This is a genomic window from Nocardioides anomalus (assembly GCF_011046535.1).
Taxonomy (GTDB): domain Bacteria; phylum Actinomycetota; class Actinomycetes; order Propionibacteriales; family Nocardioidaceae; genus Nocardioides; species Nocardioides anomalus.
This window is the reverse complement of the sequence record NZ_CP049257.1, coordinates 4,395,895-4,420,563: the sequence shown is the minus strand read 5'-3', so window position 1 is coordinate 4,420,563 and position 24,669 is coordinate 4,395,895. Positions and strand designations below refer to the sequence as shown.

Genomic DNA, 24,669 nt, shown 5'->3' with positions numbered 1-24,669 from the left:
GATATTCAATAGCCACGATGTTGAACAGAGCCGCGCCGCACGCCGAGCGCACCGTCACGCTGACCGGGATCGGCGGCCAGGGCATCCAGCTCGTCGCCAAGACCCTGGCCGAGGCGTTCACCCGTCAGGGCCGCTACGCCATGCTCGGCGCGTCGTACGGCGGCGAGATGCGCGGGGGTCCCTCGGCGGCCTCGGTCGTGGTCGGCGACGCCCCGTTGCGCTCCCTGCCCGTGGTGGTCCGCAGTCACGCGGTGCTCCTCTTCCACGACCGGTTCAGTGAGGCGTCGCTGGCCCGTCTGGTCCCCGGCGGGCTCTGCCTGGTGAACAGCTCGGTCGTCGGCGACGACGTCGTCGCCGAGCTCCCCGGGCGACGGGCGGTCCCGGCCACGCAGACGGCCAAGGAGCTCGGGGCGGCCCAGGCGGCCGGCTTCGTCATGCTCGGTGCCTACTGCGCCCTGGTCGAGCCGGTGCCGACCGCGCTGCTGGAGGCGGCGCTGACCGACCTGCTCCCGCCCTACCGCAAGCAGCACGCCCCCACCAACGCCCGGGCGGTCGAGGCGGGCCACGCGCTCGGGCGTGCGCTGGCCCCCCTCGAGGTCGCGGGGGTGCCGGCATGAGCCTGGAGCTGCTGTCGGGCAGCGTCGCGATCACGCGCGCGGCCATCACCGCCGGGTGCCGCTTCTTCGCCGGCTACCCGATGTCGCCGTTCACCGGGCTGCTCGAAGCCATGTCCCGCGAGCTCGGCCCGGCCGGCGGCACGTGCATCAACGCCGAGAGCGAGATCGAGGGCGTCAACATGACCATCGGCGCGGCCGCGGCGGGGGCGCGCGCCGCGACCGGCTCGTGCGGTCAGGGGATCGCCCTCATGCAGGAGGCGATCGCCGAGGGCGCCCTCAACGAGACGCCGTTCGTCGTGTTCAACATGGCGCGCAACCAGCAGGACTACTTCCAGTGCACCCGCGGCGGCGGCTGGGGCGACTACCGCACGATCACCCTCGCCCCCAAGGACATCCACGAGGCGGTCGAGCACACCCAGCTGCTGTTCCACCTCGCCGACCTGCACCGCGCCCCGACGATCCTGTACGGCGACCCGCTGCTCGCCCAGACCCTGGTCGGCGTGGACGTCCAGCCGCTGGAGCTCGACCCGCTGCCGGCCAAGGACTGGGCCCTCGACGGCTCGCTGAGCGGCACCGGCCGGTCCCGGCAGGTCTGGACCTGGGCGATGGGCAAGGCCACCGATCCCGGCCTCGGTCCGGACGGGCACTGGCGAGCGGTCGCCGAGAAGTTCGACCGGATCGCCGAGCAGGAGCAGCGCCACGAGGCGATCGCGGTCGAGGACGCCGACACGGTGGTCGTCGCCTTCGGGTCGGCGGCGAAGTTCGCCGAGCACGTCGTCGAGGAGCTGCGCGCCGAGGGCCACCGCATCGGCCTGTTCCGCCCCATCACGCTGTGGCCGTTCCCCGGGGCGGCGCTGGCCGAGGCCACACGCCGGGCCCGACGGGTGCTGGTCTTCGAGCTGAACGCCGGCCAGATGCTCGACGACGTCCGCCAGTGGGCGCACGACCGGGACACGGTGCGCTTCGTGGGCGGTGTGAGCATCGGCGAGTCGGGGCTCGACTACGGCCCCCTGCTCGACGTACCCGTCATCAAGCAGCGGGTGCTGGCCGCCCTCGACCTCGAACCGGCCAGGAGCTGACATGACCCAGCGCACGACCCTCGACCTCGTCGACACCTCCGGCCCGCCCACGGCGCCGAGCACCGAGGTGGCGTCGGCCCACCCGTCGCTGATCCTGGGCGAGCACTCGCTCTGCCCGGGCTGCGGCGAGCCGGTGGCGCTGCGCCTCATCCTCGAGACGCTGCAGGAGCTCGGGGTGGTGCAGCGCTCGATCGGCGTGGTGGGTCACGGCTGCTACGGCAGCTTCGTGCGGATCATGGACATCGACGTGCTGCAGTGCCTGCACGGCCGCGCCCCGTCCTGCGCCACGGGCATCAAGCGGGTCCGGCCCGACTCGGTGGTCTTCACGATGCAGGGCGACGGGGACATGGTCAACGAGGGGCTGCAGGAGGTCCTGCACACCGCGGCCCGCGGCGAGAACGTGACCTGCATCCTGCTCAACAACGGGGTCTTCGGCGACACGGGCGGCCAGCAGACCGCGACCACGGTGCTCGGCCAACGGACCAAGACCAGCCTCGAGGGCCGGGCCGCGGCGGAGCACGGCTACCCGATCCCGATCAGCGACCTGGTCGCCTCGCTGCAGGGCGTCGGGTACGTCGCCCGCGGCGCGGTCTCGACCCCGGGCGGCGTCGCCCAGACCAAGCGGATGCTGCGCCGGGCGTTCGAGAGCCAGCTGGCCGGTGAGGGGCTCAGCCTGGTGGAGATCCTCACGATGTGCCCGACCGGCTGGTTCGTGCCGGCGTCCGAGGGGCCCGGCTACCAGTCGGAGTCGATGGAGACCGTCTACGGCATCGGCGAGCTCGTCTCGCGCAGGGGGGAGCAGTCATGATCTCGCGGCACAAGACCAGTGATGCGATCGCCGACGTCCTCGTCGGCCGGATCGTCCGCGGGGAGCTGCGGCCGGGTGACCGGATCGACCTGGCCGCGGTGGCCGCCGAGCTGGACGTGAGCCGCGCACCGCTGCGGGAGGCCCTGATCCTGCTCGAGCGGGACGGCCTCGTCGACATGCCCCTGCACCGCGGCGCCTACGTCGCCCAGCTCGGCGTGGACGCCGTGCGGGAGGGGTTCACGCTCTACGCCCTGCTGAGCGCGCTCACCGTGCGGACCGTCGTCGGTCGCCTCGACGCCTCGACGCTCGACCGGCTCGAGGCCGCGCACGACCGGGCCCTGGCCAGCACCGGCGCGGTGGACTTCGAACGGCACGCCCGTGAGTTCCGCCGGATCATCAACGTGCACGCCGCCGGCCCGCACCTGCGCTCGCTGCTGCGCACCTTCAACGGGCTGGTCCGGTCGGTCTCCCTGCTGGCCATCGAGGACGACGTGGAACGCGAGCGCGAGTACCTCAGCGAGGAGCTCGCCGCCCTGCGCTTCGGCGACCTGGCCAGCGCCCTCGACGCCACCGTGCGCCACGTCCTCGGGACGGGGGAGCAGGCGATCCGGTCCCTGCGGGCCCGCGGGGTGTTCGACGGTCAGGAGGGCGAGCTGGTCGGGCTGGAGAACCTCGACCTCGCCTCGCTCGTGGAGGCCGTCCTCGGCGGCACGGTCGGCGCCGCCCACTTCACCGATCCCGAGCTCCTCGCGTGAGCGACCAGCGCGGCTCGCGCGGCACCCTCGTCATCGACACCGAGCGGTGCAAGGGCTGCGAGCTCTGCATCGCGGCCTGCCCGCCCGGGGTGCTCGAGATGAGCAGCGAGGTCAACGAGCTCGGCTACCGCTTCCCGCTGCTGCACGAGGGCTGCACCGGCTGCACGGCGTGCCAGATGGTCTGTCCCGACTACGTCTTCGACGTCTACCGCTTCCAGCGCGGGTGAGCGACACGACCGGCCCGGGCCTGCCCGGGCTCGACAGCCTGCGCGACAAGGTCGCGGTGGTCACCGGTGCGGCCAAGGGGCAGGGCGCCGCCGAGGTGGAGCTGCTGCACTCGCTCGGGGCGACCGTGGTCGCCGCAGACGTGCTGCCCACCCAGCACCTCGTCGACCGGCTGGGTCCCGGAGTCGTGAGCCATGCGCTGGACGTGGCCGACGCGTCCTCGTGGGCCGACCTCGCGGCCCGGCTCGACGCCGAGCACGGCCGCGTCGACGTGCTCGTCAACAACGCCGGCGTCTTCGAGGCCAAGCCGCTCGAGGAGTGGAGCCCGGCCGACACCCGCCGCGTCCTCGACGTCAACCTGGTCGGCGCGATCCTGGGCATCCAGGTCCTCGTGCCGCTGATGCCGGAGGGCTCGTCCATCGTCAACATCTCCTCCACCGCCGGGCTGCGGGGCTACGGCGCCGCCCTGCCGTACTCGGCCTCGAAGTTCGGGCTCCGCGGCGTGAGCCGCTCGGCCGCCCAGGCGCTCGCCCGACGCGGCATCCGCGTCAACTGCGTGTGCCCGGGCTCCGTCGACACCGACATGCACGACCCGACCCGCCTCGACCCGGCGCGGATCCCGATCCCTCGCCCCGGCCGGCCGCTGGAGGTCGCCACGGTCGTGGCGTTCCTGGCCTCGGACGCCTCGTCGTACTGCACCGGCGCGGACTTCGTCGTCGACGGCGGCCTCAACGCGTGACCCGGATCGGGATCGTCGGGCTCGGCGCGATGGGCGCGCCGATGGCCCGTCGGCTGCTCGCGACCCGCGCGCCCGGTGACGAGGTGGTGGTCCACGACGTGCGCCGCGACGCCGTCGCTGCACTGGTCGGGGCGGGCGCCGTCGCGGCGGGCTCCCTCGCGGCGCTGGCCGCAGCAGCCGATGCGGTGTGCGTCGTCGTGCGCGACGACGCGGAGGTGCGTGCGGTCGCCACGGAGCTCGCGGACCACGACCCGCTGGTCCTGGTGCACGCCACCGTGCACCCCGACACCCCGGCCACGCTCCCGGGCCGGGTCGTCGACGCTCCGGTCAGCGGAGGCGTGGGGGCGGCCGCCACGGGCGAGCTCGCCGTCATGGTCGGTGCGGCCCCGGAGGACTTCGCGGAGGCCCGACCGGTGCTGGAGAGGCTGGGCACGCTGGTGCTCCACGTCGGCGGGCCCGGGGCGGGGACCCGGCTCAAGCTGGCGCGCAACCTGGTCCAGTACGTCGCCTTCGGCGCCGCCGCCGAGGCCCGGCGTCTCGTCACCTCGGCCGGCCTGGCCCCGGACGACCTGGCCGCGGTCATGCGCCACACCGACCGCCTCATCGGCGGCCCGGGCGTCCTCGTCGGACGCGAGGCGGGCGCCCTGGACCCGGCCCACCTGACCGCGCTGGGCCACAAGGACCTCGACCTGGCCCTGTCCGCCGGGGCCGCCTCCGGCCTCGAGCTGCCGCTGACCCAGGTGGCCCGCGACCGGCTCGCCGACGACCTCGCCACCCTTCTGGGTCAGGCGCCCTGACCGACCGGCTCCCGGCGTCGCCAACTTCGCCATTCCCCGGCGCTGGGCGCCTCGCACCGGGAGGATTGGCGCGTGAGCAGCCGCGGTCCCGTCGTCGACGTACGCAGCCTGCACGTGCGCTTCGGCGAGGTGGAGGCCGTGGCGGGCGTGGACCTGCAGGCCGAGGCCGGGCAGGCCACGGCCCTGCTGGGCCGCAACGGCGCGGGCAAGTCCACGACGATGCGCGTCCTGGCCGGGGTGGTGCCGCCGACGGCGGGCAGCGCCGTGGTGGCCGGGTACGACGTGCGCACGCACGCGCTCGAGGTCAAGCGGCGGGTCGGCTACTGCCCGGACGTGGGCGGCCTGGTCCCGCGGGCCACGCCGTGGGAGCACCTCCAGCTGTCGGCGCGGCTGCGCCGGCTGGCGGGCTGGGAGGAGCGCGGCCGCGACCTGCTGGAGCGCTTCGAGCTCGGCGACGTCGCCCACCGGGTGACCACAGGGTTCAGCCACGGCATGGGGCGTCGGCTGAGCGTGGTCCTGGCGGCGTTGCACGAGCCCGAGGTGCTGCTGCTCGACGAGCCCTTCGACGGCGTGGACCCGATCGGGGTCGAGGCGACGTTCGAGGTCATCAACGACGCGCGCGCCCGCGGCGCGTGCGTGCTCGTCTCCACCCACCTGCGTGAGCTGGCCGTCGAGGCGTGCACGGCGGTGCTCGTGCTCCGTGGCGGCGCGCAGGTGGCCACCGCGAGCGCGGGCGACATGGCCGGCGAGGAGGGGGCCCGTGCCTACCGCAGCCTCCTGGACTGAGGTCCGGCGCTCGGTCCGCGACGTCGGCCACCTGGTCGCCTTCCGCGCCGGGACAGTACGCCGCCCGCGCGCGTTCGCCCTCGCCGCGTCGGTCTTCGCCGGTCTGACCGCGGCCGCGGTGGCCGTGCCGGCGCTGATGGACGGCGCCGGCGACTACACCTCGGGCTACGCCCTCGACGCGCTGAGCCTGATGCCGTCGGCCATGGCCGGGTTCCTGCTGCTGTCCATCGCCTCGGCGGTGGCGTCGGGCGGCGGCCGCGAGCTGCTGCACCGCGAGCACGCCACGGTCTTCCCGGTCAGCCCGACGACCGACCACCTCGGCGCGCTGCTCCTGGCGCCGCTCAACATCGCGTGGCTGCTCCAGGCCTGGGTCCTGCTGGGCGCCACGGCGTACGGCATCCGCACCGCGCTGCTGCCCTACGCCCTGGTAGGCATCCTGCTCTGGATCCTGGCGGCCACCGCGTGCGGCCAGGTCGTGGCCTGGACCATCGAGGCGCTGCGCCGCCGCGAGCACGGCATCGCGATCGTGCGGACGCTGGGCGTCACGGTCGCGGCGCTCGCCGTCGCCCTCCAGCTGGCCGGCCAGCTCGGCACCATCCTCGACCGGTTCCCCACGACCCGGCTGGCCGCGCAGCTCTTCAACGGCTTCAGCACCGGCTGGCTCGAGGCGATCGCCATCGAGGCCGCCCTGCTCCTGAGTGCGGTGGCGCTCGGCGCGGTGCCCGCCCACCTGGCCGCGCGGCGGCTGCCGCGCGACGAGAGCCGCGTCGAGACCGAGAACTTCCCCGCCCGGCGCCTGCCCCGCTCGCCGCTGGCCGGCCTGGTCCGCACCGATCGCGGCTCGGTCTGGCGGGCCGTGCCGATGCGCCGCGGCCTGGCCGTGCTCGCCGTCGGACCGGGCGTCGTCGCCCTCGCGGGCAACCTGGACTGGGCGCAGATGACGATCCTGCCGGGCCTGGTCGCCTCCGGCGGCGCGCTGCTCTTCGGCGTGAACGCGTGGTGCCTGGACGGCCGCGGCGGCCTGTGGCGCGAGAGCCTGCCGGTCGGTGCCTGGGCGGTCTTCGCGGCGCGCGCGTGGGTGCTGACCGAGTTCCTGCTCGCGGCGTCCTTCGTGACCATGGTGCTGGCCGGGCTGCGCGCCGGGCTGCCCACCGGCTCCGAGCTCAGCGCGCTGCTCTGCACGTGGGTGGTCGTGGTCCTGCAGGTGGTCTCGTCGGCCATGCGCTGGTCCTCGCGGCGCCCCTTCGCCGTCGACCTGCGCTCGGCCCGCGCGACGCCGGCGCCGCCGCTGGTCATGGTCGGCTACTCCACCAAGCTCGCCGTCACCACGACGCTGACCAGCCTGGTGTTCTCCGGGCTCGCGCGCACGCCGTACGCCGGACTCTCGGTCCTCGTCGCCGCGCCGTTCGTGGTCTGGTCCCTGGTCCGGCTGCTCCACGCGAGAGACTCGTGGACCGACCCGGTGCAGCGTGCCCGGGTCACGACGACGGTCGCCGGGTGACCGCAGCAGAAGGGAGGGGCACAGCGCCATGGGAGTCGTGATGCTCGTGCGGCACGGGCAGGCCTCGTTCGGGACCGACGACTACGACGTGCTCTCGGGGCTCGGCGTGCGGCAGAGCCGTCGGGTCGCGGAGATCCTCGCGGGGTACGGCATCGTGCCCACCTCGATGATCCACGGCGGGATGCGCCGCCAGCGCGAGACCGCCGAGGCGATGGTCACCGCCGCCGCCTCGTGGGAGCTGCCCCTGGAGGTCGACGAGCGCTGGGCCGAGCTCGACCACCTCGGGATCATGCACCGCTACCCGACCATCACCGAGGAGCAGCGCGACCTGCTCAACTCCGGTGGCATGGACCTGCGCGCCTTCCACGAGCTCTACACCGCGGCCACCGCGCGCTGGGCCTCGGGCGCCTACGACTCCGACTACAACGAGTCCTTCAGCGCCTTCGTCGCCCGGGTCCGCGACGGCATCGGCTACGCGGCCCGCGCCGCGGGCGAGCGGCGCACCGCGCTCGTCGTCACCTCCGGCGGCCCGATCGCCGCGGCCTGCGCGATGCTGACCATGGTCGGAGCCGACACGGCCCAGCTGGCCTCGGCCTGGACCCGCTTCAACGCGGTCGTCGTCAACGGCTCGGTCACCCGCATCGTCGTCGGCTCGACCGGCGCCCGGCTGCTGACCTTCAACGAGCACGCGGCCCTCGACCGCGAGCTCGTGACCTACCGCTAGGGCCGCTAGGGCACCAGGACCAGGCGCCCGCTGGTCAGCCCGGCGGCCTGGCGCCGCCAGGCCTCGGGTGCGCCCGCGAGCGGTACGACCTCGTGCGCCACGGCCAGCTCGCCGGCCGCGGCGTGCCCCGCCACGGTGGCCACCGCCTGCGCGCGCTGTTCGAGCGTCAGCTCGTTGTTGGTGTAGCCGAGCAGCCGCAGCGACCGGCTCCGCAGGGTCGAGGAGTCGATGGGCGCGTGCTCGGCGGCCGAGCCGCCCAGGTTGACCAGCCGCCCGCCGGATCGCAGGCAGCGCGCGGCGGCCGCAGCGGGTACGCCGTACAGCGGGTCGAGCACCAGGTCGGCCGGTCCGTCCAGGGCGCGGCCCAGCCGCCCGGCCAGCTCCTCCAGGTCCTCGCCGCCGAGCTCGACCACCGCGTCGGCCCCGGCGGCCAGCGCTCGCTGCTGGCCCTCGTGGGACCGGGCCGCCGCGACGACCCGCGCCGCGCCGTAGCGCCGGGCCAGCTGGACCGCGGCCTGGCCGACGACCCCGCCGCCGCCGAGCACCAGCACGGTCTCGCCCTCGGCCAGCTCGCCGCGCCAGGTCAGCGCCATCAGGGCGGCGACCGCGGACAGCCCGAGCGCGGCCACCTCGGTCGGGTCCGCCCCGGCGGGCAGCGGCACCGCAGCCCCCGCGGGCACCGCGACCCGCTCGGCCATCGACCCGTCACCCGGCGCCATGCCGGCGCTGGTCGGGAACCACACCGGCTGTCCGTCGAGGGTGCCGACACCCTGCACGCCCGGGACGTACGGCGTCCGCGGGACCCCGAAGTACGACGCCCCGCTGGCGCAGAGGAGGTCCAGCGGCGTGATCGGCGCGGCCAGCAGGGCGACCGTGGCCCCGTCGGGCTCCGCCCGCTCGACGACGCGCGGCGGCTCGCCGGGGGTGTGGACCTCGACGGCCCGCATCAGGCCGGTTGCAGCACGAAGTCGTAGGTGGCCGACACCCACGGCTCGGTGAGGGTCGTCCCGTCGGGGGCCGGACCCGGCTCGTGGTGCTCGTAGCGCACCACGAGCTCCTGCTTGGTCCCGAAGACCACGTCGCTGTCGAGGTACTCCGCGCCGTCCTCGAACAGGTGGGTGATGAGCGGTCGGTGGCCGGGCACGTTGAGCAGGAAGTGCACGTGGGCGGGGCGGAAGTGGCTGATCTCGGTGCGCCGGATCAGGTCGCCGACCGGGCCGTCCATGGGGATCGAGTAGCCCTTGGGCGCGATGGTGCGCAGGCAGTACGTGCCGTCCTCGCGGGTCGCGTACTTCGCCCGCAGCCGCGCCTCCTCGACCGGCAGCTGCGCCTCGTACGCGCCCTCCTCGTCGGCCTGCCAGACGTCGAGGACCGCACCACCGATCGGGGTGCCGTCCAGGGCGCGGACCGTGCCGCTGACGAACAGGGGTACGCCGGGGAGCCCCTCCGACATGTCCTCGGCGTACCCCCGCTCGGGCGACCCGTCGATGTGGAACGGGCCGAGCACCGTGGCCGGCGTCGCGGCCGGGTCGAAGCGGTGGTTCATCTGCACCACGAGCATGGACAGGCCGAGCACGTCGGAGGCGAGGATGAACTCCTCGCGCTTCTCGTCGCTGATCTGCCCGGTCCGGGTCAGCCACTGGACGGCGGCCATCCACTCGGCCTCGGTGAGCCGGACCTCGCGCGCGAAGTCGTGCAGGTGCTGCACCAGCCCGGTGAGCAGCTCGCGGATGCGCTCGTCGTGCGCGGTGGCCCACCGCTGCTTGGCGAGCTCGGTGATGTTCTGCTCGGTGACCAGCTGCATGGTCCTGCCTTTCGTCAGCGCTGACGGGGGAGCGGGTCGGGGTCGACCGGCCGGTTGTGGAGGTCCACGGAGAGGAAGACGTCGTTGGCCACCGGGTGCCGCAGCTCCTCGGCGAGCTGGCCGACCAGGCCGGCGGTGCGGGCCAGGAGGGCGAAGCCGCGCAGCAGCTCCAGCGGCAGCCCGAGGTCGGCCAGGGCCGCGCCGCACACGCCGGCGCCGTTGAGCGGCAGCGTCTTGCCCAGCACCTCGGGGTGCACCCGGCCGATGGCCTCGAAGAGCGCGAGGTGCGGGCCGAACTGGCCCTCCTCGCGGGCGATCTCGAACAGCCGCGGCGTGCGCGGGTCGCCGTCCTTGTGCACGTGGTGGCCGAGGCCCGGCACGAAGCGGCCGGCCTCGCGCTGGCGGCGTACGACGTCCAGGGCGACCGCGTCCCAGCCCGCCTCGTCGTCGGGCAGCGCGTCGAGCCCGTCCAGCACCGCGTGCAGGAACTGGCCCGCGTCCTCGGTCACGCCCAGGAACCGGGAGCCGCCGCCGAGCAGTCCGGCGGCCAGCGCGCCCTGCACGGAGTCGGGCGCGGAGAGCCAGGTCAGCCGGGTGACGATCGCGGTCGGGGTGAAGCCGTGGTCGGCCAGGGCCGCGAGCACGGCCTCGAACACGCGGGTCTCGCCGGGGGTCGGGCGGCGCTGGGTGGCCAGCCAGAAGGACAGCTCGCCGAAGCCGACGTGGCCCATCACGTCGCGGGCCAGGTCCTGGCCGAGCAGCGTGATCGTCTCGCGCGACGACGCGCCGAGGGCGGTCTCGTAGGTCGGTTGCTCAGTCACTCGTGAGCCACTTCCTCAGCTCCGTGCCGTGCTCGTCCAGCTCCGGCGGTGGCAGCGCGTAGTCGACCGGGGTGCCGGAGAAGCGGATCGGGTGGCGGGTGGTGGGCAGGGCCCGGTCCCCCTCGCCGACGGTGACGACCGGGTCGAGGCCGAACCGCTCGGCCGCGGCGAAGCCCCCGTCGATGGAGTTGATCGGACCGCACGGGACGCCGGCCTCGGTCAGCAGCTCGAACCACTCCTGCGCCCCGCGCTCGGCCAGCCGCTCCTCGAGCAGCGGACGCAGCGCGTCGCGGTTCGCGGTCCGGTCGCCGTTGTGGAGGAACCGCTCGTCCTGGGCCAGCTCCGGCGCACCGAGCGCGGCACAGAGCCGCTGGAACTGGCGGTCGTTGGCCGCGATGACGATCAGGTCGGCGTCGGCGGTCGGGAACGGCTCGTAGGGGAAGACGCTCGGGTGGGCGTTGCCCATCCGGTGCGGGACCACGCCGCCGGCGACCCAGGCCGAGCTGTGGTTGACCAGACCGGTGAGGGCCGAGGACAGCAGGTTGACCTCGACGTGCTGGCCCTCGCCGCCCGCGTCCCGGGAGCGCAGCGCGGCCAGGATGCCGATCACCGCGTGGTTGCCGGCCATCACGTCGAAGACCGAGATGCCCGCCCGGTAGCCGGGTCGGTCCGGGGCGCCGGTCAGGTCCATCAGCCCGGACATGGCCTGGACCAGGAGGTCGTAGCCCGGCATGTCCTTGCCGTCGGTGGACCCGAAGCCGCTGATGGAGGCGTAGACCACCGCCGGGTTGTGCTCGCGCACCGAGGCGTAGTCGAGGCCGAACTTGGCCATGCCGCCGGGCCGGAAGTTCTCGATGAGCACGTCGGCGCGGCGGGCCAGCTCCCGGGCCAGCGCGACGTCGTCCGGGTCGCGGAGGTCGAGGACGACCGAGCGCTTGCCGCGGTTGACGCCCAGGTAGTAGGTCGAGACGCCCTCACGCTCCGGCGGCGTCCACGAGCGGGTCTCGTCGCCGGTCGGCGGCCCCTCGACCTTGACCACCTCGGCGCCCATGTCGGCCAGCAGCATCGTGGCGTAGGGGCCGGCGAGGACGCGGGAGAAGTCCGCGACGAGCACGCCGTCGAGCGGACCGGGCATCGGGCGTCTCCTCGGGTGGGGCGGGTGTTGACCGTCCTGCGGACAACTGTCCGCTCAGATCATGACACCACCTGGGGCAGGGAGCGCAAGCGCGCCAGGTCCGCGCCGATGTCGCCGGCGGTGCGCAGCAGCAGCGGCAGGTGCTGCTCGACCAGCACCTCGAGGCTGGTCTCGGCGGCGTGGGTGTTGACGTTCACCGCGGCGACCACGCGCTCGCCGTCGCGCACCGGCGCGGCCACCGAGCGGATCCCCAGGGCCAGCTGCTGGTCGGTCAGCGCCCAACCGCGCGCGTGCACCTCGCGCAGCTCGGCGTCGCGCTCCGCCTCGGTCGGGTGCCACAGGGTGGTGAGCCCGGACCGGGTGGGCTCGGCCAGCACCGCGTCGAGCTCGGCGCGGGGCAGCTCGGCCAGCAGCACCTTGCCCAGCGAGGTCTGCAGGGCGGGGAAGCGGGTGCCGATCTGCACCGACAGCCCCACGATCTTGGGCACGGCGGCGCGCGCGACGTAGACGATGTCCGAGCCGTCGAGCTGAGCCATCGAGCACGACTCGCCGGTCCGCTCGGACAGCGCGACCAGGTGCGGGCGGGCCACCTCCCACAGCCCCTGCGACCCGACGTACGCCGTGCCGAGGTCGAGCACGCGCGGCGTCAGGGCGTAGCGCCCGCCGTCGGTGCGCACGTAGCCGAGCTCGGCCAGGGTCAGCAGGATCCGCCGCACGGTCGGTCGCGCCAGCCCGGTCGCGGCGGACACCTCGGCCAGCGTCAGCGCGTCCCGACCCGGCCGGAAGGCGGTGATCACCTCGAGGCCGCGGGCGAGGGCCTCGATGAAGTCGGGGCCGGTGCCGGTGCGGGGCATGGGGCCACCCTCCCACGCCGCGGACCCGTTGACACCTCGCCGTTCCGGCGCCAGAGTGGCGACGACCGCACAGCGGACGGGTGTCCGCAACTGTCGGGATACCCGGGTACCCGGGTATCCCGACAAGGGACGGCGGCACGGACGGACCACGCCGAGGAGGGCGAATGGCTGACCAGGGCGCGCGACCGCCGGTGCTGCTGCGCGGCGCGACGGTGCTGACCATGGACGACGCGAAGACGGTGCTGACCGACGCCGACGTCCTCACCCAGGACGACCGGATCGCCGCCGTCGGCCCCGGCCTCGAGGCGCCTCCCGGTGCGGTCGAGGTCGACGCCAGCCGCGGCATCGTGATGCCGGGCATGGTCGACACCCACCGCCACATGTGGCAGACCGCGATGCGCGCCTACGGCGCCGACTGGACGCTCACGCAGTACTTCGTCTGGTACTACCTCGAGAACGGCAAGCACTTCCGACCCGAGGACATCCACGCCGGCAACCTGCTCGCCGCCGCCGAGGCGATCGACGCCGGCGTCACCACGTGCGTGGACTGGTCGCACGGCCTGCAGACCGTGGACCACGCCGACGCGGCCGTGGACGCTCTGCAGGCGGTGCCGGGCCGCTTCGTGCTGGCCTACGGCAACATCCAGGCGCCCCCGTCGGAGTGGTCGGCGGCCCCGGAGTTCCGCGACTTCGTCGACCGCCGGATCACCGGCGACGACATGCTCGGCTTCCAGATGGCCTTCGACGTCCCCGGAGACCCGGCGTTCCCCGAGCGCGGTGCCTTCGAGGTGGCCCGCGAGCTGGGCGTCACCGTGACCACCCACGCAGGCGTGTGGGGCGCGACCAACGACGACGGCATCCGGCTCATGCACGAGCACGGCTTCATGACGCCGGGGACCGTCTACGTCCACGCGGCCACGCTGACCGAGGACTCCTACCACCGCATCGCCGCGACCGGCGGCTCGATCTCGGTCTCCACCGAGAGCGAGCAGAGCGCGGGTCAGGGCTACCCGCCCACCTGGGCCATCCGCAAGCACGGCATCCCGGTCTCGCTGTCCATGGACACCAGTGTGTGGTGGAGCGGCGACCTGTTCAGCGCGATGCGGGCCACGCTGGGGGCGGACCGCTCGCGCGAGCACATGGAGGCGCACCGCGGCGGCGACACCGTCACCCACAGCGCGCTGCGGGCCAGCCAGGTCGTCGAGTGGGCCACGCGCGGTGGCGCCGCCGCCCTCGGCCGTGACGCCGACCTCGGCAGCATCGAGGTCGGCAAGAAGGCCGACCTGGTCCTGCTCAAGGACGACCGGTCGCCGGTGTCGTTCCCCGTCCTCAACCCCTACGGCCACGTGGCCTTCCAGGCCCAGCGCGACCAGGTGCACACCGTCCTGGTCGACGGCCGGGTGGTCAAGCGCGACGGCGAGCTGCAGGGCGTCGACCTCGCGGCCATCCGCACCCAGGTCGAGAACACGATCGACCACCTGCGCTCGGTGATGGGCGAGGAGGCGTGGCAGGCCGGCATGAACCCCGACGTGCCGGAGACCGCGCTCCTCGACAACCCCTACCAGTACACCGACTACCGCAGCGACGCCCCGCGCGGCCCGGTGGAGGCCGGCTGACTCCCTCTGGGTCCCGCCGTACGCCGGTCGTAGTCTCGCCCCCGTGGGCGACCAGGCGACCAACGCGCTCGTCGCGGTCGTCCTCGGCACGCTGCTGGCGGTGCTGCTGCTCATCCCGACCGCAGCCGTGCAGTACCGCCTCGACGGCCGGCTCGGGCCGCTCGACCTGGCCGTCCTGGTCAGCGCGGCGGTCTACGCGCTGGCCATCTGGACCTACACCCTGCTGCCGATGCCGGCCGACGGCACCTTCGCCTGCAAGGGCAGCCAGTGGGACGTGTTCGGCTCCCTCGGGCTGATCCACGTCCCCGACCGCGGCGGGCCGCTCGCGCTGCTGCGCGAGCCGGCGTTCCTGCAGATCGTGCTCAACGTGCTGCTGTTCGTGCCGCTCGGCTTCTTCATCCGGGTCATCGCGCACCGCGGCGTCGTGGTCGCCACCCTGGTGGGCTTCACGGTCTCGCTGCTCGTCGAGCTGACCCAGCGCACCGGCGTGTGGCACCTCTACTCCTGCGCCTACCGGCTCTTCGACGTCGACGACCTCATCGTCAACACCCTCGGTGCCGCCCTGGGCTCGCTGGTGTCGGCGCTGGTCGTGCGTCGACGCCGGCCCGACGTCGTCCTGCCCACCACGATCTCCTCCGGTCGCCGACTGGTGGGGATGGTCTGCGACGTCCTCTTCATCGCCATCGCCGGGGCGGTGGCCGCGCTGGCCTACCGCGCGTGGGCGCTCTACCTCGTCGACGACCGCGTGGACCAGACCGTGCAGGCCGCGCTGCAGTGGGGCGTGCCGTTCGTGGTCGAGGCCGTCCTGGTCCTCGGCGCCGGCCGGACCGTCGGGGAGTGGGTGGTCTCGTTGCACACCGTCCCCCGCCGGCGCGCCCTGCTGCTGCCGGGCCGGCTGGTCAAGCTCGCGCTCGGCGTCGGGCCGCTCTTCGTGCTCGCCCCGCTGTGGAACCAGGTCGTCGGGCCGGTCGCGCTGGCCCTCCTGGCGGCGTACGTCGTGGTGACGCTGGTCTTCGCCTGGCGCACCCGCGGCCACCGCGGGCTCAGCCACACCCTGGGCCACCTGGACCTGCGCATCGGCGACGACGCGGACGAGGACCCGGTCGAGCGGCGCGGGGTCAGAGCAGGCGCTTGAGCAGGGGCAGGGGCGTGTGGCGCATGACGGGTGCCAGCGCGGTCCAGGGCAGGGCCGGCACGTAGGCCTGGGCCTTCTCCTTCTCGATGGCGTCGACCATCGCGCGCACGCCGTCCTCGGTGGAGACCATGAACCGCACCTGCTGCTGCACCGACTCGTTCATCTCCGAGGCGATGTAGCCGCAGTGCAGCACGGTGACCTTGATCGGCCGGCCCAGCAGCTCGTACTGCAGCCCCTCGCCGAGGTGGGACAGCGCGGCCTTGGTCGCGGCGTACACGGTCATGGACTTCGGCATCCCGCGCATCGCCGACATCGACGAGACCAGGACCAGGTGCCCGCGGTCCTGGGCGCGGAAGACCTCCATCGCGGCCTCGGCCTGCGCGAGGGCCGCGACGAAGTTGGTCATCGCCGTCTCGCGGTTGGCGTCGTGGCGCCCGGTGCCGAGCGGCGCGCCCTTGCCCAGCCCGGCGTTGACCACCACCCGGTCCAGGCCGCCGAAGTCGTCGCGGAACGCGCGGACCACCTCGAACACCCGGTCGTCGTCGGTCACGTCGAGGGCGCGCACCTCGACCCGTACGTCGGGGTGCGCGGCGGCGATCTCGGTGCGCAGCGCGTCGAGCCGGTCGGTGCGGCGTGCGCAGAGCGCGAGGTCGTGGCCCTTCGCGGCCAGCTGGCGGGCCAGCTCGGCGCCGAGCCCGGAGGAGGCACCGGTGATGAGGGTGGTCGGCATGGCGCCCAGTCTGCGGGAGCGGCGCCGACGTCCGCGCAGAGGGCTTTCTAGCGCTCTTCCGGTGTCATGCATACGTGGTATACATACCCAGTATCCACCGCGAAGGAGACGCTCATGTCGGTCCGCCAGGCCCTGTTGGCCCTGCTCGAGCAGGGCCCGATGTACGGCTACCAGTTGCGCTCGGAGTTCGAGCGGCGCACCGGCTCGACCTGGCCGCTGAACGTCGGGCAGGTCTACACGACGCTGACCCGCCTCGAGCGCGACGGCCTGGTGGCCGAGGACGGTGCCGACGGGGAGGGCCACGTCATCTACCGCGTGACCGACGCCGGACGCGACGAGGTGGCGACCTGGTTCACCACTCCGGTCGAGCGGACCCAGCCGCCGCGCGACGAGCTGGCCATCAAGCTGGCCCTCGCGGTGACCGTGCCCGGCGTCGACGTGGGCGGCGTGATCCAGCAGCAGCGCAGCGCGACGATGTCGGCACTGCAGGACTACACCCGGCTCAAGCGGGCCCGGCCGACCGACCTCGCCGACCCCGCGGACATGGCGTGGAGCCTGGTCCTCGACTCGCTGGTCTTCGCGGCGGAGGCCGAGGTGCGCTGGCTCGACCACTGCGAGGCCCGGCTGCGGCGCGCCCAGCTCGAGCGCGCCGACGCGCCCACCGCGAGCACGACCGCCACGACCGGCGCGAAGGAGGCCACCCGATGAGCGCGGTGCTCCGGCTCGACACCGTCACCCGGGTCCACGGCGAGGGCGAGACGGCGGTGCAGGCCCTGCGCGGCGTCACCTTCGCCGCCCACGCCGGCGAGCTCGTCGCGGTCATGGGGCCGTCGGGCTCGGGCAAGTCGACGCTGCTCACGCTGGCGGGCGGCCTGGACACGCCGACGACCGGGTCGGTGCGCGTCGAGGACCAGGACCTGGTCGAGCTCGGCGCGCGCGGACGCGCCCGGCTGCGGCGCACGTCGATCGGCTACGTCTTCCAGGACTTCAACCTCATCCCGGCCCTGACCGCCGTCGAGAACGTCGCGCTGCCGCTGGAGCTCGACGGCCGCAGCGGCCGGTCCGCGCGGGCCCTGGCCCGGGAGGCACTGGAGGAGGTCGGGATCCCCGACCTGGCCGACCGGTTCCCCGACCACATGTCCGGCGGCCAGCAGCAGCGGGTCGCGATCGCCCGCGCGGTGGTGGGGGAGCGGCGGCTCGTGCTGGCCGACGAGCCCACCGGCGCCCTCGACACCGAGACCGGCGAGGAGATCCTGCGCCTGCTCCGCTCGCGCTGCGACGCGGGCGCGGCCGGCGTGCTCGTCACCCACGAGGCCCGGCACGCGGCCTGGGCCGACCGGGTGGTGTTCCTGCGCGACGGCGTGGTGGTCGACGAGACCGGCACCGACCGGGTCGAGTCCCTGGTCGACGCCGGCGCGGACCGGTGAGGTCCCTCTCCGCGTGGCGGCTGCCGCTCCGGCTTGCCCGTCGCGACGCCGTACGCCACCGCGCCCGCTCGGCGCTGGTGCTGCTCATGATCGCGCTGCCGGTCCTGGCGGTGACCGCCGCCGACGTGCTCATCTCGACCTCGTCGGTGAGCGGCCCGGAGTCGCTCGACCGGCGGCTCGGCTCCGCGCAGGCGCTGGTCACCGTGACCGACGGGATCCAGGACGTCCAGCAGCGGCCCGACCCCGAGGACGGCTTCCCCAACCTCCAGGGCGACGGCGAGAGCCCGGCGCCGGACGCCGACCAGGTCGCCTCGCTGCTCGACGGTGCCCGCCTGCTCGACCTGCGCCAGGGCCAGGTCCAGATCGCCACCGACGACGGCCGCACCGACGCCCAGGCCGTGGAGACCGACCTGTCCGACCCGGTCACCGACGGCCTCTTCCGGCTCACCTCGGGCCGGCTGCCGCGCGCCGCCGGCGAGGTGGTGGTCAATCAGGCGCTCCTCGACGAGGGGTACGACGTCGGCGACCGCCTCGACCTCACCGCGGACGGCGCCCCGGCGGCGCCGACCATCGTCGGCGTGGCGGAGTCCGCGACGGTGCGCGGCTTCCCGGTGGCGGCCGGACCCCTCGACACCCTCGGGGTGCAGACCGAGGGCGCGACCACCTGGCTGGTCGACGGCGGCGCGGTCTCCTGGGCCACCGTCCGCCAGCTCAACGCCATCGGCGCCCTCGTCGCGTCGCGCTCGGTGATCGAGCACCCGCCGCCGTCGTCGCAGTGGCCGCCGGGCCTCCAGCCCGGCTCGAGCGACGACTCGTCCCTCGCGGTCATCGGGCTGGTCGTGGTGATGGCCCTCATCGAGGTCGTGCTGCTGGCCGGGCCGGCGTTCGCGGTGAGCGCGCGCAAGCAGCAGCGGTCGCTGGCCCTGCTCGCCGCCACCGGCGGCACGCCACCCCAGGCGCGGCGCGTCGTCGTCGCCGGGGCCGTGGTGCTGGGTGGTGTCGGCGCGGCCATCGGCGTGGTGCTCGGGATCGGCGTGGCCCGGCTGGCCCAGCCGCTGTTCCAGGCCCGGTCGGTGGAGTGGTTCGGACCGTTCCAGGTGTCGTGGCTGCACCTGCTCGGGGTCGCCGCGTTCGGTCTGCTGAGCGCCGTCCTCGCCGCCGCGGTGCCGGCGTACCTCGCCTCCCGCCAGGACGTCGTCGCCGTCCTGGCCGGTCGCCGCGGCGACCGGCCGCCGTCGCTGCGCTCGCCGCTGCTCGGCCTGGTGCTCCTCGGTGCCGGGATCGCCGGCTCCGTCGCCGGCGCGACCCGGAGCTCGGGCGGCGAGCTGCTCATCGCGGCCAGCGCCATCCCGGCCGTGCTCGGCATGGTGCTGCTGGTCCCGGTGGTGCTGGCCGGGCTGGCCCGGCTGTCGGGCCGGCTCCCGCTCGCGCTGCGCTACGCCGTGCGCGACGCCGACCGGCACCGCACCCGGACCGTCCCCGCGGTCTCCGCCGTGGCGGCGACGGTGGCCGGCGTGGTGGCCCTGGGGATCGGCATGAGCTCCGACGCGGCCGAGAACCAGGCGACCTACCAGCCCTCGCTGCCCCGCGGTGTCGCGATGGTCTCGGGCGCCGACCCCGACACCTCGTGGGACTCCCTGCGCGCGATCGTGCAGCGCACCCTGCCCGGGGCGACCATCACCGCGCAGCGGGGACTGACCGACGAGGACTCCTACACCGAGGTGCTCGACGGCGACGAGCCGCTGGTCAGCAGCTCGGGAGGCGCCGTCGGCGCCAACATCATGGTCTCCGACGACGACCTCCCGCTGGGCCTCCTGGGGGTCTCGGCCGCCGACGCCCGCCGGGCCCGGGCCGCCCTCGCGGCGGGCGAGGTGGTCGCCTTCGCGAACAGCCGTCGTCCCGACGGCCCGGTCGCGCTGGTGACCCACCGCTTCGACCCGACGACGGGTGAGGACCAGGGGGTGCGCCGCGCCCAGGCCGACGCGACGTTCGTGACCGTCGACGGCACCTGGCCCGGCCCGGCCGCGGTGGTGCCGACCGCGGTGGCCGACCAGCTGCAGACCGAGCCGCGCACCGTCTCCCTGGCCGTCACCGGCGTCTCGGTGAGCGAGGACCAGGAGAAGGCGGTCGACGAGGGTCTGACCGCCGTCGCGCAGTACGCCTCGATGTACGTCGAGCGCGGCTACCAGGCCGACGACGCCACCGTCATCATCCAGATCGTGCTGGTCCTGCTGGGCGGTGTCCTCATGCTCGGCGGCACGCTGACCGCCACCTTCCTGGCGCTCTCCGACGCGCGCCCGGACCTGGCCACCCTGGCCGCCATCGGCGCCTCGCCTCGCACCCGCCGGGCCGTCGCCGCGGCGTACGCCGTCGTGGTGGGGGTCGTCGGGGCCGTGCTCGGGGCCGCGGTCGGCTTCATCCCCGGCGTGGCGGTGAGCCGGCCGCTGACCACGGCGAACTACAACGACGGCCCGAGCGGGCCGTACCTCGACGTCCCCTGGCTGATGGTGTTCGGGCTGGTCGTGCTCCTGCCCGCCGTGACCGCGCTGGTGGTCGGGATCGCGGCCCGGTCGCGGCTGCCGCTGGTGGCGCGCTTGGATTGAGGGGTGCCCGAGCTCCGCGTCGACTCCTCGCCGATCGCCGGGCGCGGCCTGTTCGCGGTCGAGTCGCTGCCCGCGGGCACGGTCGTCCTGCGACCGGAGGCGCCGGTGCACGAGACCGGGCCGGTCAACCACGCGTGCGACCCCAATCTCGGCTGGGCGGGCGACGCCCTGGTCGCCCTGCGTGACGTCGCGGCGGGCGAGGAGCTCGTCGTGGACTACGCGATGAGCACCGCCGACCCGGACTGGTTCCTGCGCTGCCACTGCCCGTCGTACCGCTGCCGCCAGATGGTCGAGGGCACCGACTGGCGCATCCCCCAGCTCCAGGCGCGGTACGCCGGCCACTGGGCCCCGGAGGTCCAGCGGCTGGTCGACTCGGGCTGAAGGCCTCCGCGCGCCGCCTCGGCGAGGTACGGTCCGCGCGTGCGTGGACGGATGCGGCCGACGGCCCTGGCAGTGCTCATCGCGTTGATCTCGGCGCTGGTCGCCCTGGTCGGTGCCGCGCCCGGCTCGGACGCGGCCGGCGCCAAGCTCAAGAAGCCGGTGGTCACCCAGGTCGACCCCAAGAACGGCTCGACCGACGGCGGCACCGTGGTCACCCTCAGGGGCAAGCACCTCAAGACCGCCAAGAAGGTGCTGTTCGGCGGCTCGGCCGGCACCTCGCTCAAGGTGGCCTCCGACAAGCAGCTCACGGTCGTCTCGCCGCCGCACGCCGCCGGGCTGGTCGACGTCCGGGTCGTGACCAAGGCCGGCAAGTCCGCGAAGTCGTCGCTGGCCCGCTACACCTTCGCCGTCGTCCGCCCGCAGGTCGCCGCGATCAGCCCGACCACCGGCCCGACCGCCGGCGGCACCCGCGTGACGGTGACCGGCACCGGCTTCAACGCCGTGACCTCGGTGACCTTCGCCGGTGTGCCCGGCACCGACGTCACGGTGACCTCGCCGACCTCGCTGCAGGTCACCTCGCCGCCGCACGCGGCCGGCGTCACCCACATCAACGTCGTCGCCGCGGGTGGCACCTCGCCGACCAAGAACACCGACATCTTCCGCTACGCCGACGCCACGACGATGCGGCTGCTGCTGTCCGACCGGTCCTGACGGATCTGGGCAAAGCGCCCGCGCCGGGGCTCCCGGCTGCTTAGCCTCGGGGAGTGAGGCGGTCGGGGAGCGCGGTGGTGGTCGCGCTCGCCCTCGTGCCGGCCCCCGCGCTGGCCGGCGTCCCGGTCGCCGGGCCGGGCCGGGCCGCTGTCGTCGTCGCCTCGGCGCCGCTGCCGGCGGAGCGGACCGCGGAGCAGGCGAAGCCGGTGGTCCAGCGGGTCACGCCCGCATCCGGTCCCACGCGCGGCGGCTTCACGGTCGTGCTCAAGGGCACGGGGTTCACCGGCGTCAAGCGGGTGCTGATCGGGGAGGGCCGGGCCACCGGCGTGCGGGTCGTGTCACCGCGCAAGCTCACCGCCGACGCCCCGGCGCACGCGGCCGGGCCGGTGCGCGTGCGCGTCGTCACCGACCACGGGTCGTCCAAGGCGACGGGCCAGGCCGAGGTCACCTACCTGGCCCCACCGACGCCCCCGCCCCCGCCGCCGCCCCCGCCGGCCACCGCGCTCGCCTCGGTGAGCCCGGGTGCCGGTCCGACGGCCGGTGGCACGACGGTGACCTTGAGCGGTACGTCGCTCGACGGCGCCAGTGCGGTGCGCTTCGGCGGCACGGCCGCCACGTCGTACCGCGTGCTCTCCGACTCGCGCATCACCGCGACCACACCGGCGCGGCCCCCCGGCCCGGTCAACGTCACCGTGACCACGCCGCACGGCACCGCGGTCCTCGAGGACCGCTTCAGCTACGTCGCCCGGCCGACGCTCGACCACGTGAGCCCGTCGTCCGGCCCGGTGGCCGGCGCGACCGCCACGGTGTTCGGCTCGGGGCTGACCTCCGACCTGGCGGTGAGCTTCGGCGGTGTGCCGGCCACCGAGACCCACGCGGCCGCCGACGGACGGTCGCTGGTGGTCCACGCGCCGCCGCACGCCCCCGGCTTCGTCGAGGTCGCGGTCAGTGGTGTCGGCGGCACGGCGAGCCTGCCGAGCGGCTACCGCTACGTCGGTGGGCCCGATCTGGTCGGCGTCCAGCCGGCGGCCGGCCCGACCGCCGGCGGGACCGCGGTGACCCTCACGGGCACCGGCTTCACCGGCGACACCCTCGTCGTCTTCGGCGCCAAGCCGTCGCTGGCGGTCTCGGCGAACCTGGCCGGCACCGAGCTCACCGCCGAGCTGCCGCCGAGCACCGTCGCCGGCCCGGTCGACGTCACCGTCGGCACCGAGGGCGGCTCCGACGTCCTGGCGAGCGCCTTCACCTACGTCGCCGCGCCGACGCTGGCCTCGGTCGTGCCCGACCTCGGCCCCAGCGCCGGGGGCACGAGCGTCGCCCTCACCGGCTCCGGCTTCCGGCCGGGGATGACCGTGACCTTCGGCGAGACGTCCGCCACCGTCGCTGCCGTCACGGCGACCACGGCCACGGTGACCACCCCGGCCCACGCGCCCGGTCCGGTCGCGGTCGTCGTCACGACCCCCGGCGGGTCCGCCGCCCTGGCCGGGGCGTACACCTACGTGGCCGCCCCGACCCTGACCGCAGTCGAGCCCGACACCGGGCCCGCCACCGGCGGCGCGGCGGTCCGGCTGAGCGGCACCGGCTTCCGCGCGGGCATGACCGTGACCCTCGGCGGCGCGCCGGCCACGGTCACCGCGGTCACGGGCACGACCGCGACCGTCACCACGCCCGCGCACGACCCGGGCCCGGTCGACGTCGCCGTGACCACCCCGGGCGGGTCCGCCTCGCTCTCCGCCGCCTACACCTACGTCGTCGGCCCGACCCTCACGGCGCTCAGCCCGACCGAGGGCCCGGCCGGCGGCGGCGCCACCGTGACGCTCTCGGGCTCCGGCTTCACCCCGGGCCTGACCGTGAGCTTCGGCGGCCGCGCCGCCGAGGTCGGAGCGGTCAGCGCGACGAGCGCCACGGTGACCACGCCGGCGCACGCGCCGGGCTCGGTGAACGTCGTGGTCGCGACCGCGGGCGGCAGCGCGAGCCTCGCGGCGGCGTACACCTACCTGGCGACGCCCACCCTCTCCGCCGTCACCCCGGGGGCCGGTCCCACCGGCGGCGGCACCGCGGTGATCCTCACCGGCAGCGGCCTCCGTCCGGGCATGACCGTGCGGTTCGGCGGCACCGCGGCCACCCTGGTCGGCGCCGCGGACGACGGCACGTCCGCGACGGTCACGACGCCGGCCCACCCCGCGGGCGTGGCCGACGTCTTCGTGGCCACCGCGGGCGGGGCCGGCTCGCTGCCCGGCGGCTACGAGTACGTCGCCGCGCCCGACCTCGACGCGCTCACGCCCGACGAGGGCCCGGCCGGCGGCGGCCAGGGCATCACGCTGAGCGGCACCGGCTTCCGGCCCGGGATGGTGGTCAGCCTCGGCGGCACTCCGGCGACGATGGTCGGCACACCCACCTCGACCACCGTCACGGTCACCACCCCGGCGCACCCGGCCGGGCCGGTCGACGTCACCGTGACGACGCCGGGCGGCACCGCGACCCTGAGCGCGGGCTACACGTTCGTCGCCGCCCCCACGCTCACGTCCGCTGCCCCGGCGGCGGGGCCGGTGACCGGCGGCCAGGCGGTGGTCCTCACCGGGACCGGCTTCCGCGCCGACCTCGCGGTGACCTTCGGCGGTCAGCCGGCCACGGTGATCGGCACGCCGACGGCGACGCAGGCGACGGTGAGCGCCCCCGCGCACGCAGCCGGAATGGTCGACGTCACCGCGAGCACGGCCGGCGGGACCGGCACCCTGGCCGGCGGCTACGAGTACGCCCCCGCGCCCACCCTCGGTGCGGTCAGCCCGGCGGAGGGTCCGGTGACCGGCCACGGCACGGTGACCCTGACCGGCACCGGGTTCCGGCCGGAGCTGAGCGTCAGCATCGGCGGCCAGCCGGCCCCGCTGGTCGGCCCGCCGACGGCGACGCAGGCCACCGTGAGGGTCCCGCCGCACGTCGCCGGCCCGGCGGACGTCGTGGTCACGACGGTGGGCGGCACGGCGATCGCCGCCGCGGCGTACTCCTACCTCGACGCGCCCACCCTCACCTCGGTGGCGCCCGCCCAGGGCTCGAGCGCGGGCGGCACCGTCGTGACCCTGACCGGCACCGGCTTCCGGCCCGGCCTGACCGTGGCCTTCGACGGCGTGGAGGTCCCGGCGGACAGCGTCACCGCCACCTCGGCCACGGTGACCACGCCGGCCCACCCGGCCGGGACCGTCGACGTCTCGGTGGCCACCGACTGCGGGACGGCGACCGCCGCGTCGGCGTACTCCTACCTCGACCCGCCGGAGCGCGTCGCCGTGACGCCGGCCCAGGGGCCGATCGCCGGCGGCAGGGTGATCACGCTGCGGGGTCGCGGTGCGGCGGCCGTGGCCGTCACGACGCCGGTCGGGTCGAGCACGCCGGCCGACGCTTTCGCGTACCTGTTGCTCTAGAAACA

General features: G+C 74.9%; 24 protein-coding genes. 18 read left to right on the top strand and 6 right to left on the bottom strand.

Annotated elements, in window-relative coordinates; all coding sequences use genetic code 11:
• Positions 1-17: 17 nt before the first annotated feature.
• The 10 genes from G5V58_RS22020 to G5V58_RS21975 all read left to right on the top strand — a co-directional run bounded on the left by G5V58_RS22020 (position 18) and on the right by G5V58_RS21975 (position 8,031).
• On the top strand, positions 18-617 hold the full coding sequence (locus tag G5V58_RS22020) for a 2-oxoacid:acceptor oxidoreductase family protein (RefSeq protein ID WP_165237292.1): 600 nt from the start codon (positions 18-20) through the stop codon (positions 615-617).
• Positions 614-1,696 carry a transketolase C-terminal domain-containing protein gene (locus G5V58_RS22015; RefSeq protein ID WP_165237290.1) on the top strand — a complete coding sequence of 361 codons (1,083 nt, stop codon included), beginning with the start codon at positions 614-616 and terminating at the stop codon, positions 1,694-1,696. The genes G5V58_RS22020 and G5V58_RS22015 overlap by 4 nt, the downstream gene beginning before the upstream one ends.
• A gap of 1 nt (position 1,697) precedes the next feature.
• A complete protein-coding gene (locus tag G5V58_RS22010; RefSeq protein WP_165237288.1) occupies positions 1,698-2,504 on the top strand; it encodes a thiamine pyrophosphate-dependent enzyme in 807 nt (268 codons plus the stop codon).
• Positions 2,501-3,259 carry a GntR family transcriptional regulator gene (locus G5V58_RS22005; RefSeq protein ID WP_165237286.1) on the top strand — a complete coding sequence of 253 codons (759 nt, stop codon included), beginning with the start codon at positions 2,501-2,503 and terminating at the stop codon, positions 3,257-3,259. The genes G5V58_RS22010 and G5V58_RS22005 overlap by 4 nt, the downstream gene beginning before the upstream one ends.
• The gene (locus G5V58_RS22000; protein ID WP_165237284.1) at positions 3,256-3,486 is read left to right on the top strand and encodes a 4Fe-4S dicluster domain-containing protein; all 231 of its coding nucleotides are present in this window, start codon (positions 3,256-3,258) and stop codon (positions 3,484-3,486) included. Before G5V58_RS22005 ends, G5V58_RS22000 begins: the two co-directional genes overlap by 4 nt.
• Entirely contained in the window at positions 3,483-4,223 is a 741-nt protein-coding gene (locus G5V58_RS21995; RefSeq protein WP_230486844.1) for an SDR family NAD(P)-dependent oxidoreductase, read from the top strand. Before G5V58_RS22000 ends, G5V58_RS21995 begins: the two co-directional genes overlap by 4 nt.
• Positions 4,220-5,020, top strand: coding sequence for an NAD(P)-dependent oxidoreductase (locus G5V58_RS21990; RefSeq protein WP_230486843.1), 801 nt, complete (start codon positions 4,220-4,222; stop codon positions 5,018-5,020). The genes G5V58_RS21995 and G5V58_RS21990 overlap by 4 nt, the downstream gene beginning before the upstream one ends.
• Positions 5,021-5,092: 72 nt before the next feature.
• Positions 5,093-5,806, top strand: a complete 714-nt coding sequence (locus tag G5V58_RS21985) for an ABC transporter ATP-binding protein (protein WP_165237282.1) — start codon at positions 5,093-5,095, stop codon at positions 5,804-5,806.
• Positions 5,781-7,307 (top strand): hypothetical protein, encoded by a 1,527-nt coding sequence (locus G5V58_RS21980; RefSeq protein WP_165237280.1) that lies wholly within the window; start codon positions 5,781-5,783, stop codon positions 7,305-7,307. Before G5V58_RS21985 ends, G5V58_RS21980 begins: the two co-directional genes overlap by 26 nt.
• Positions 7,308-7,335: 28 nt before the next feature.
• Positions 7,336-8,031 carry a histidine phosphatase family protein gene (locus G5V58_RS21975; protein WP_165237278.1) on the top strand — a complete coding sequence of 232 codons (696 nt, stop codon included), beginning with the start codon at positions 7,336-7,338 and terminating at the stop codon, positions 8,029-8,031.
• 5 nt (positions 8,032-8,036) lie between these two features.
• Here G5V58_RS21975 and G5V58_RS21970 read toward each other — a convergent pair whose 3' ends face one another.
• From G5V58_RS21970 to G5V58_RS21950, 5 genes are read right to left on the bottom strand one after another with little or no spacing between them, the layout of a single operon-like run.
• Positions 8,037-8,978: a quinone oxidoreductase family protein gene (locus G5V58_RS21970; protein ID WP_165237276.1), complete on the bottom strand. Its 942-nt coding sequence runs from the start codon at positions 8,976-8,978 to the stop codon at positions 8,037-8,039.
• On the bottom strand, positions 8,978-9,835 hold the full coding sequence (locus G5V58_RS21965; RefSeq protein ID WP_165237274.1) for a dioxygenase family protein: 858 nt from the start codon (positions 9,833-9,835) through the stop codon (positions 8,978-8,980). Before G5V58_RS21965 ends, G5V58_RS21970 begins: the two co-directional genes overlap by 1 nt.
• Before the next feature lie 14 nt (positions 9,836-9,849).
• The gene (locus G5V58_RS21960) at positions 9,850-10,656 is read right to left on the bottom strand and encodes a citryl-CoA lyase (protein ID WP_165237272.1); all 807 of its coding nucleotides are present in this window, start codon (positions 10,654-10,656) and stop codon (positions 9,850-9,852) included.
• Positions 10,649-11,791, bottom strand: a complete 1,143-nt coding sequence (locus G5V58_RS21955) for a CaiB/BaiF CoA transferase family protein (protein WP_165237270.1) — start codon at positions 11,789-11,791, stop codon at positions 10,649-10,651. The genes G5V58_RS21960 and G5V58_RS21955 overlap by 8 nt, the downstream gene beginning before the upstream one ends.
• A 59-nt stretch (positions 11,792-11,850) precedes the next feature.
• The gene (locus G5V58_RS21950; RefSeq protein WP_165237268.1) at positions 11,851-12,645 is read right to left on the bottom strand and encodes an IclR family transcriptional regulator domain-containing protein; all 795 of its coding nucleotides are present in this window, start codon (positions 12,643-12,645) and stop codon (positions 11,851-11,853) included.
• A 164-nt stretch (positions 12,646-12,809) separates the two neighbouring features.
• Here G5V58_RS21950 and G5V58_RS21945 point away from each other — a divergent pair, with 164 nt between their 5' ends.
• Positions 12,810-14,261: an amidohydrolase family protein gene (locus G5V58_RS21945; protein ID WP_165237266.1), complete on the top strand. Its 1,452-nt coding sequence runs from the start codon at positions 12,810-12,812 to the stop codon at positions 14,259-14,261.
• A gap of 43 nt (positions 14,262-14,304) precedes the next feature.
• Positions 14,305-15,396: a VanZ family protein gene (locus G5V58_RS21940; RefSeq protein WP_165237264.1), complete on the top strand. Its 1,092-nt coding sequence runs from the start codon at positions 14,305-14,307 to the stop codon at positions 15,394-15,396.
• Here the strand turns inward: G5V58_RS21940 and G5V58_RS21935 are convergent.
• Positions 15,380-16,126, bottom strand: coding sequence for an SDR family oxidoreductase (locus G5V58_RS21935; RefSeq protein ID WP_165237262.1), 747 nt, complete (start codon positions 16,124-16,126; stop codon positions 15,380-15,382). The genes G5V58_RS21940 and G5V58_RS21935 overlap by 17 nt on opposite strands.
• A gap of 114 nt (positions 16,127-16,240) precedes the next feature.
• On the opposite strand from G5V58_RS21935, the gene G5V58_RS21930 reads away from it, so the two are divergent.
• From G5V58_RS21930 to G5V58_RS26495, 6 genes are read left to right on the top strand one after another with little or no spacing between them, the layout of a single operon-like run.
• Positions 16,241-16,834 (top strand): PadR family transcriptional regulator, encoded by a 594-nt coding sequence (locus tag G5V58_RS21930; RefSeq protein ID WP_165237260.1) that lies wholly within the window; start codon positions 16,241-16,243, stop codon positions 16,832-16,834.
• Positions 16,831-17,553: an ABC transporter ATP-binding protein gene (locus G5V58_RS21925; protein ID WP_165237258.1), complete on the top strand. Its 723-nt coding sequence runs from the start codon at positions 16,831-16,833 to the stop codon at positions 17,551-17,553. Before G5V58_RS21930 ends, G5V58_RS21925 begins: the two co-directional genes overlap by 4 nt.
• The gene (locus G5V58_RS21920; RefSeq protein ID WP_165237256.1) at positions 17,550-20,156 is read left to right on the top strand and encodes an ABC transporter permease; all 2,607 of its coding nucleotides are present in this window, start codon (positions 17,550-17,552) and stop codon (positions 20,154-20,156) included. The genes G5V58_RS21925 and G5V58_RS21920 overlap by 4 nt, the downstream gene beginning before the upstream one ends.
• 3 nt (positions 20,157-20,159) lie before the next feature.
• Positions 20,160-20,537: an SET domain-containing protein-lysine N-methyltransferase gene (locus G5V58_RS21915; protein WP_165237254.1), complete on the top strand. Its 378-nt coding sequence runs from the start codon at positions 20,160-20,162 to the stop codon at positions 20,535-20,537.
• Positions 20,538-20,576: 39 nt separating this feature from the next.
• Positions 20,577-21,248: an IPT/TIG domain-containing protein gene (locus G5V58_RS21910; protein WP_165237252.1), complete on the top strand. Its 672-nt coding sequence runs from the start codon at positions 20,577-20,579 to the stop codon at positions 21,246-21,248.
• A gap of 53 nt (positions 21,249-21,301) precedes the next feature.
• Positions 21,302-24,664 carry an IPT/TIG domain-containing protein gene (locus G5V58_RS26495; protein ID WP_165237250.1) on the top strand — a complete coding sequence of 1,121 codons (3,363 nt, stop codon included), beginning with the start codon at positions 21,302-21,304 and terminating at the stop codon, positions 24,662-24,664.
• Positions 24,665-24,669: the final 5 nt, after the last annotated feature.

Excerpts from the sequence above, each read along its gene's own strand:
- G5V58_RS21955 (WP_165237270.1), bottom strand. The coding sequence starts at position 11,791 with ATGCCCGGTCCGCTCGACGGCGTGCTCGTCGCGGACTTCTCCCGCGTC.
- G5V58_RS22015 (WP_165237290.1), top strand. The coding sequence starts at position 614 with ATGAGCCTGGAGCTGCTGTCGGGCAGCGTCGCGATCACGCGCGCGGCC.
- G5V58_RS21950 (WP_165237268.1), bottom strand. The coding sequence starts at position 12,645 with ATGCCCCGCACCGGCACCGGCCCCGACTTCATCGAGGCCCTCGCCCGC.
- G5V58_RS22020 (WP_165237292.1), top strand. The coding sequence starts at position 18 with ATGTTGAACAGAGCCGCGCCGCACGCCGAGCGCACCGTCACGCTGACC.
- G5V58_RS21970 (WP_165237276.1), bottom strand. The coding sequence starts at position 8,978 with ATGCGGGCCGTCGAGGTCCACACCCCCGGCGAGCCGCCGCGCGTCGTC.
- G5V58_RS21975 (WP_165237278.1), top strand. The coding sequence starts at position 7,336 with ATGGGAGTCGTGATGCTCGTGCGGCACGGGCAGGCCTCGTTCGGGACC.
- G5V58_RS22010 (WP_165237288.1), top strand. The coding sequence starts at position 1,698 with ATGACCCAGCGCACGACCCTCGACCTCGTCGACACCTCCGGCCCGCCC.
- G5V58_RS21930 (WP_165237260.1), top strand. The coding sequence starts at position 16,241 with ATGTCGGTCCGCCAGGCCCTGTTGGCCCTGCTCGAGCAGGGCCCGATG.
- G5V58_RS21945 (WP_165237266.1), top strand. The coding sequence starts at position 12,810 with ATGGCTGACCAGGGCGCGCGACCGCCGGTGCTGCTGCGCGGCGCGACG.
- G5V58_RS22005 (WP_165237286.1), top strand. The coding sequence starts at position 2,501 with ATGATCTCGCGGCACAAGACCAGTGATGCGATCGCCGACGTCCTCGTC.
- G5V58_RS21965 (WP_165237274.1), bottom strand. The coding sequence starts at position 9,835 with ATGCAGCTGGTCACCGAGCAGAACATCACCGAGCTCGCCAAGCAGCGG.
- G5V58_RS21925 (WP_165237258.1), top strand. The coding sequence starts at position 16,831 with ATGAGCGCGGTGCTCCGGCTCGACACCGTCACCCGGGTCCACGGCGAG.
- G5V58_RS21935 (WP_165237262.1), bottom strand. The coding sequence starts at position 16,126 with ATGCCGACCACCCTCATCACCGGTGCCTCCTCCGGGCTCGGCGCCGAG.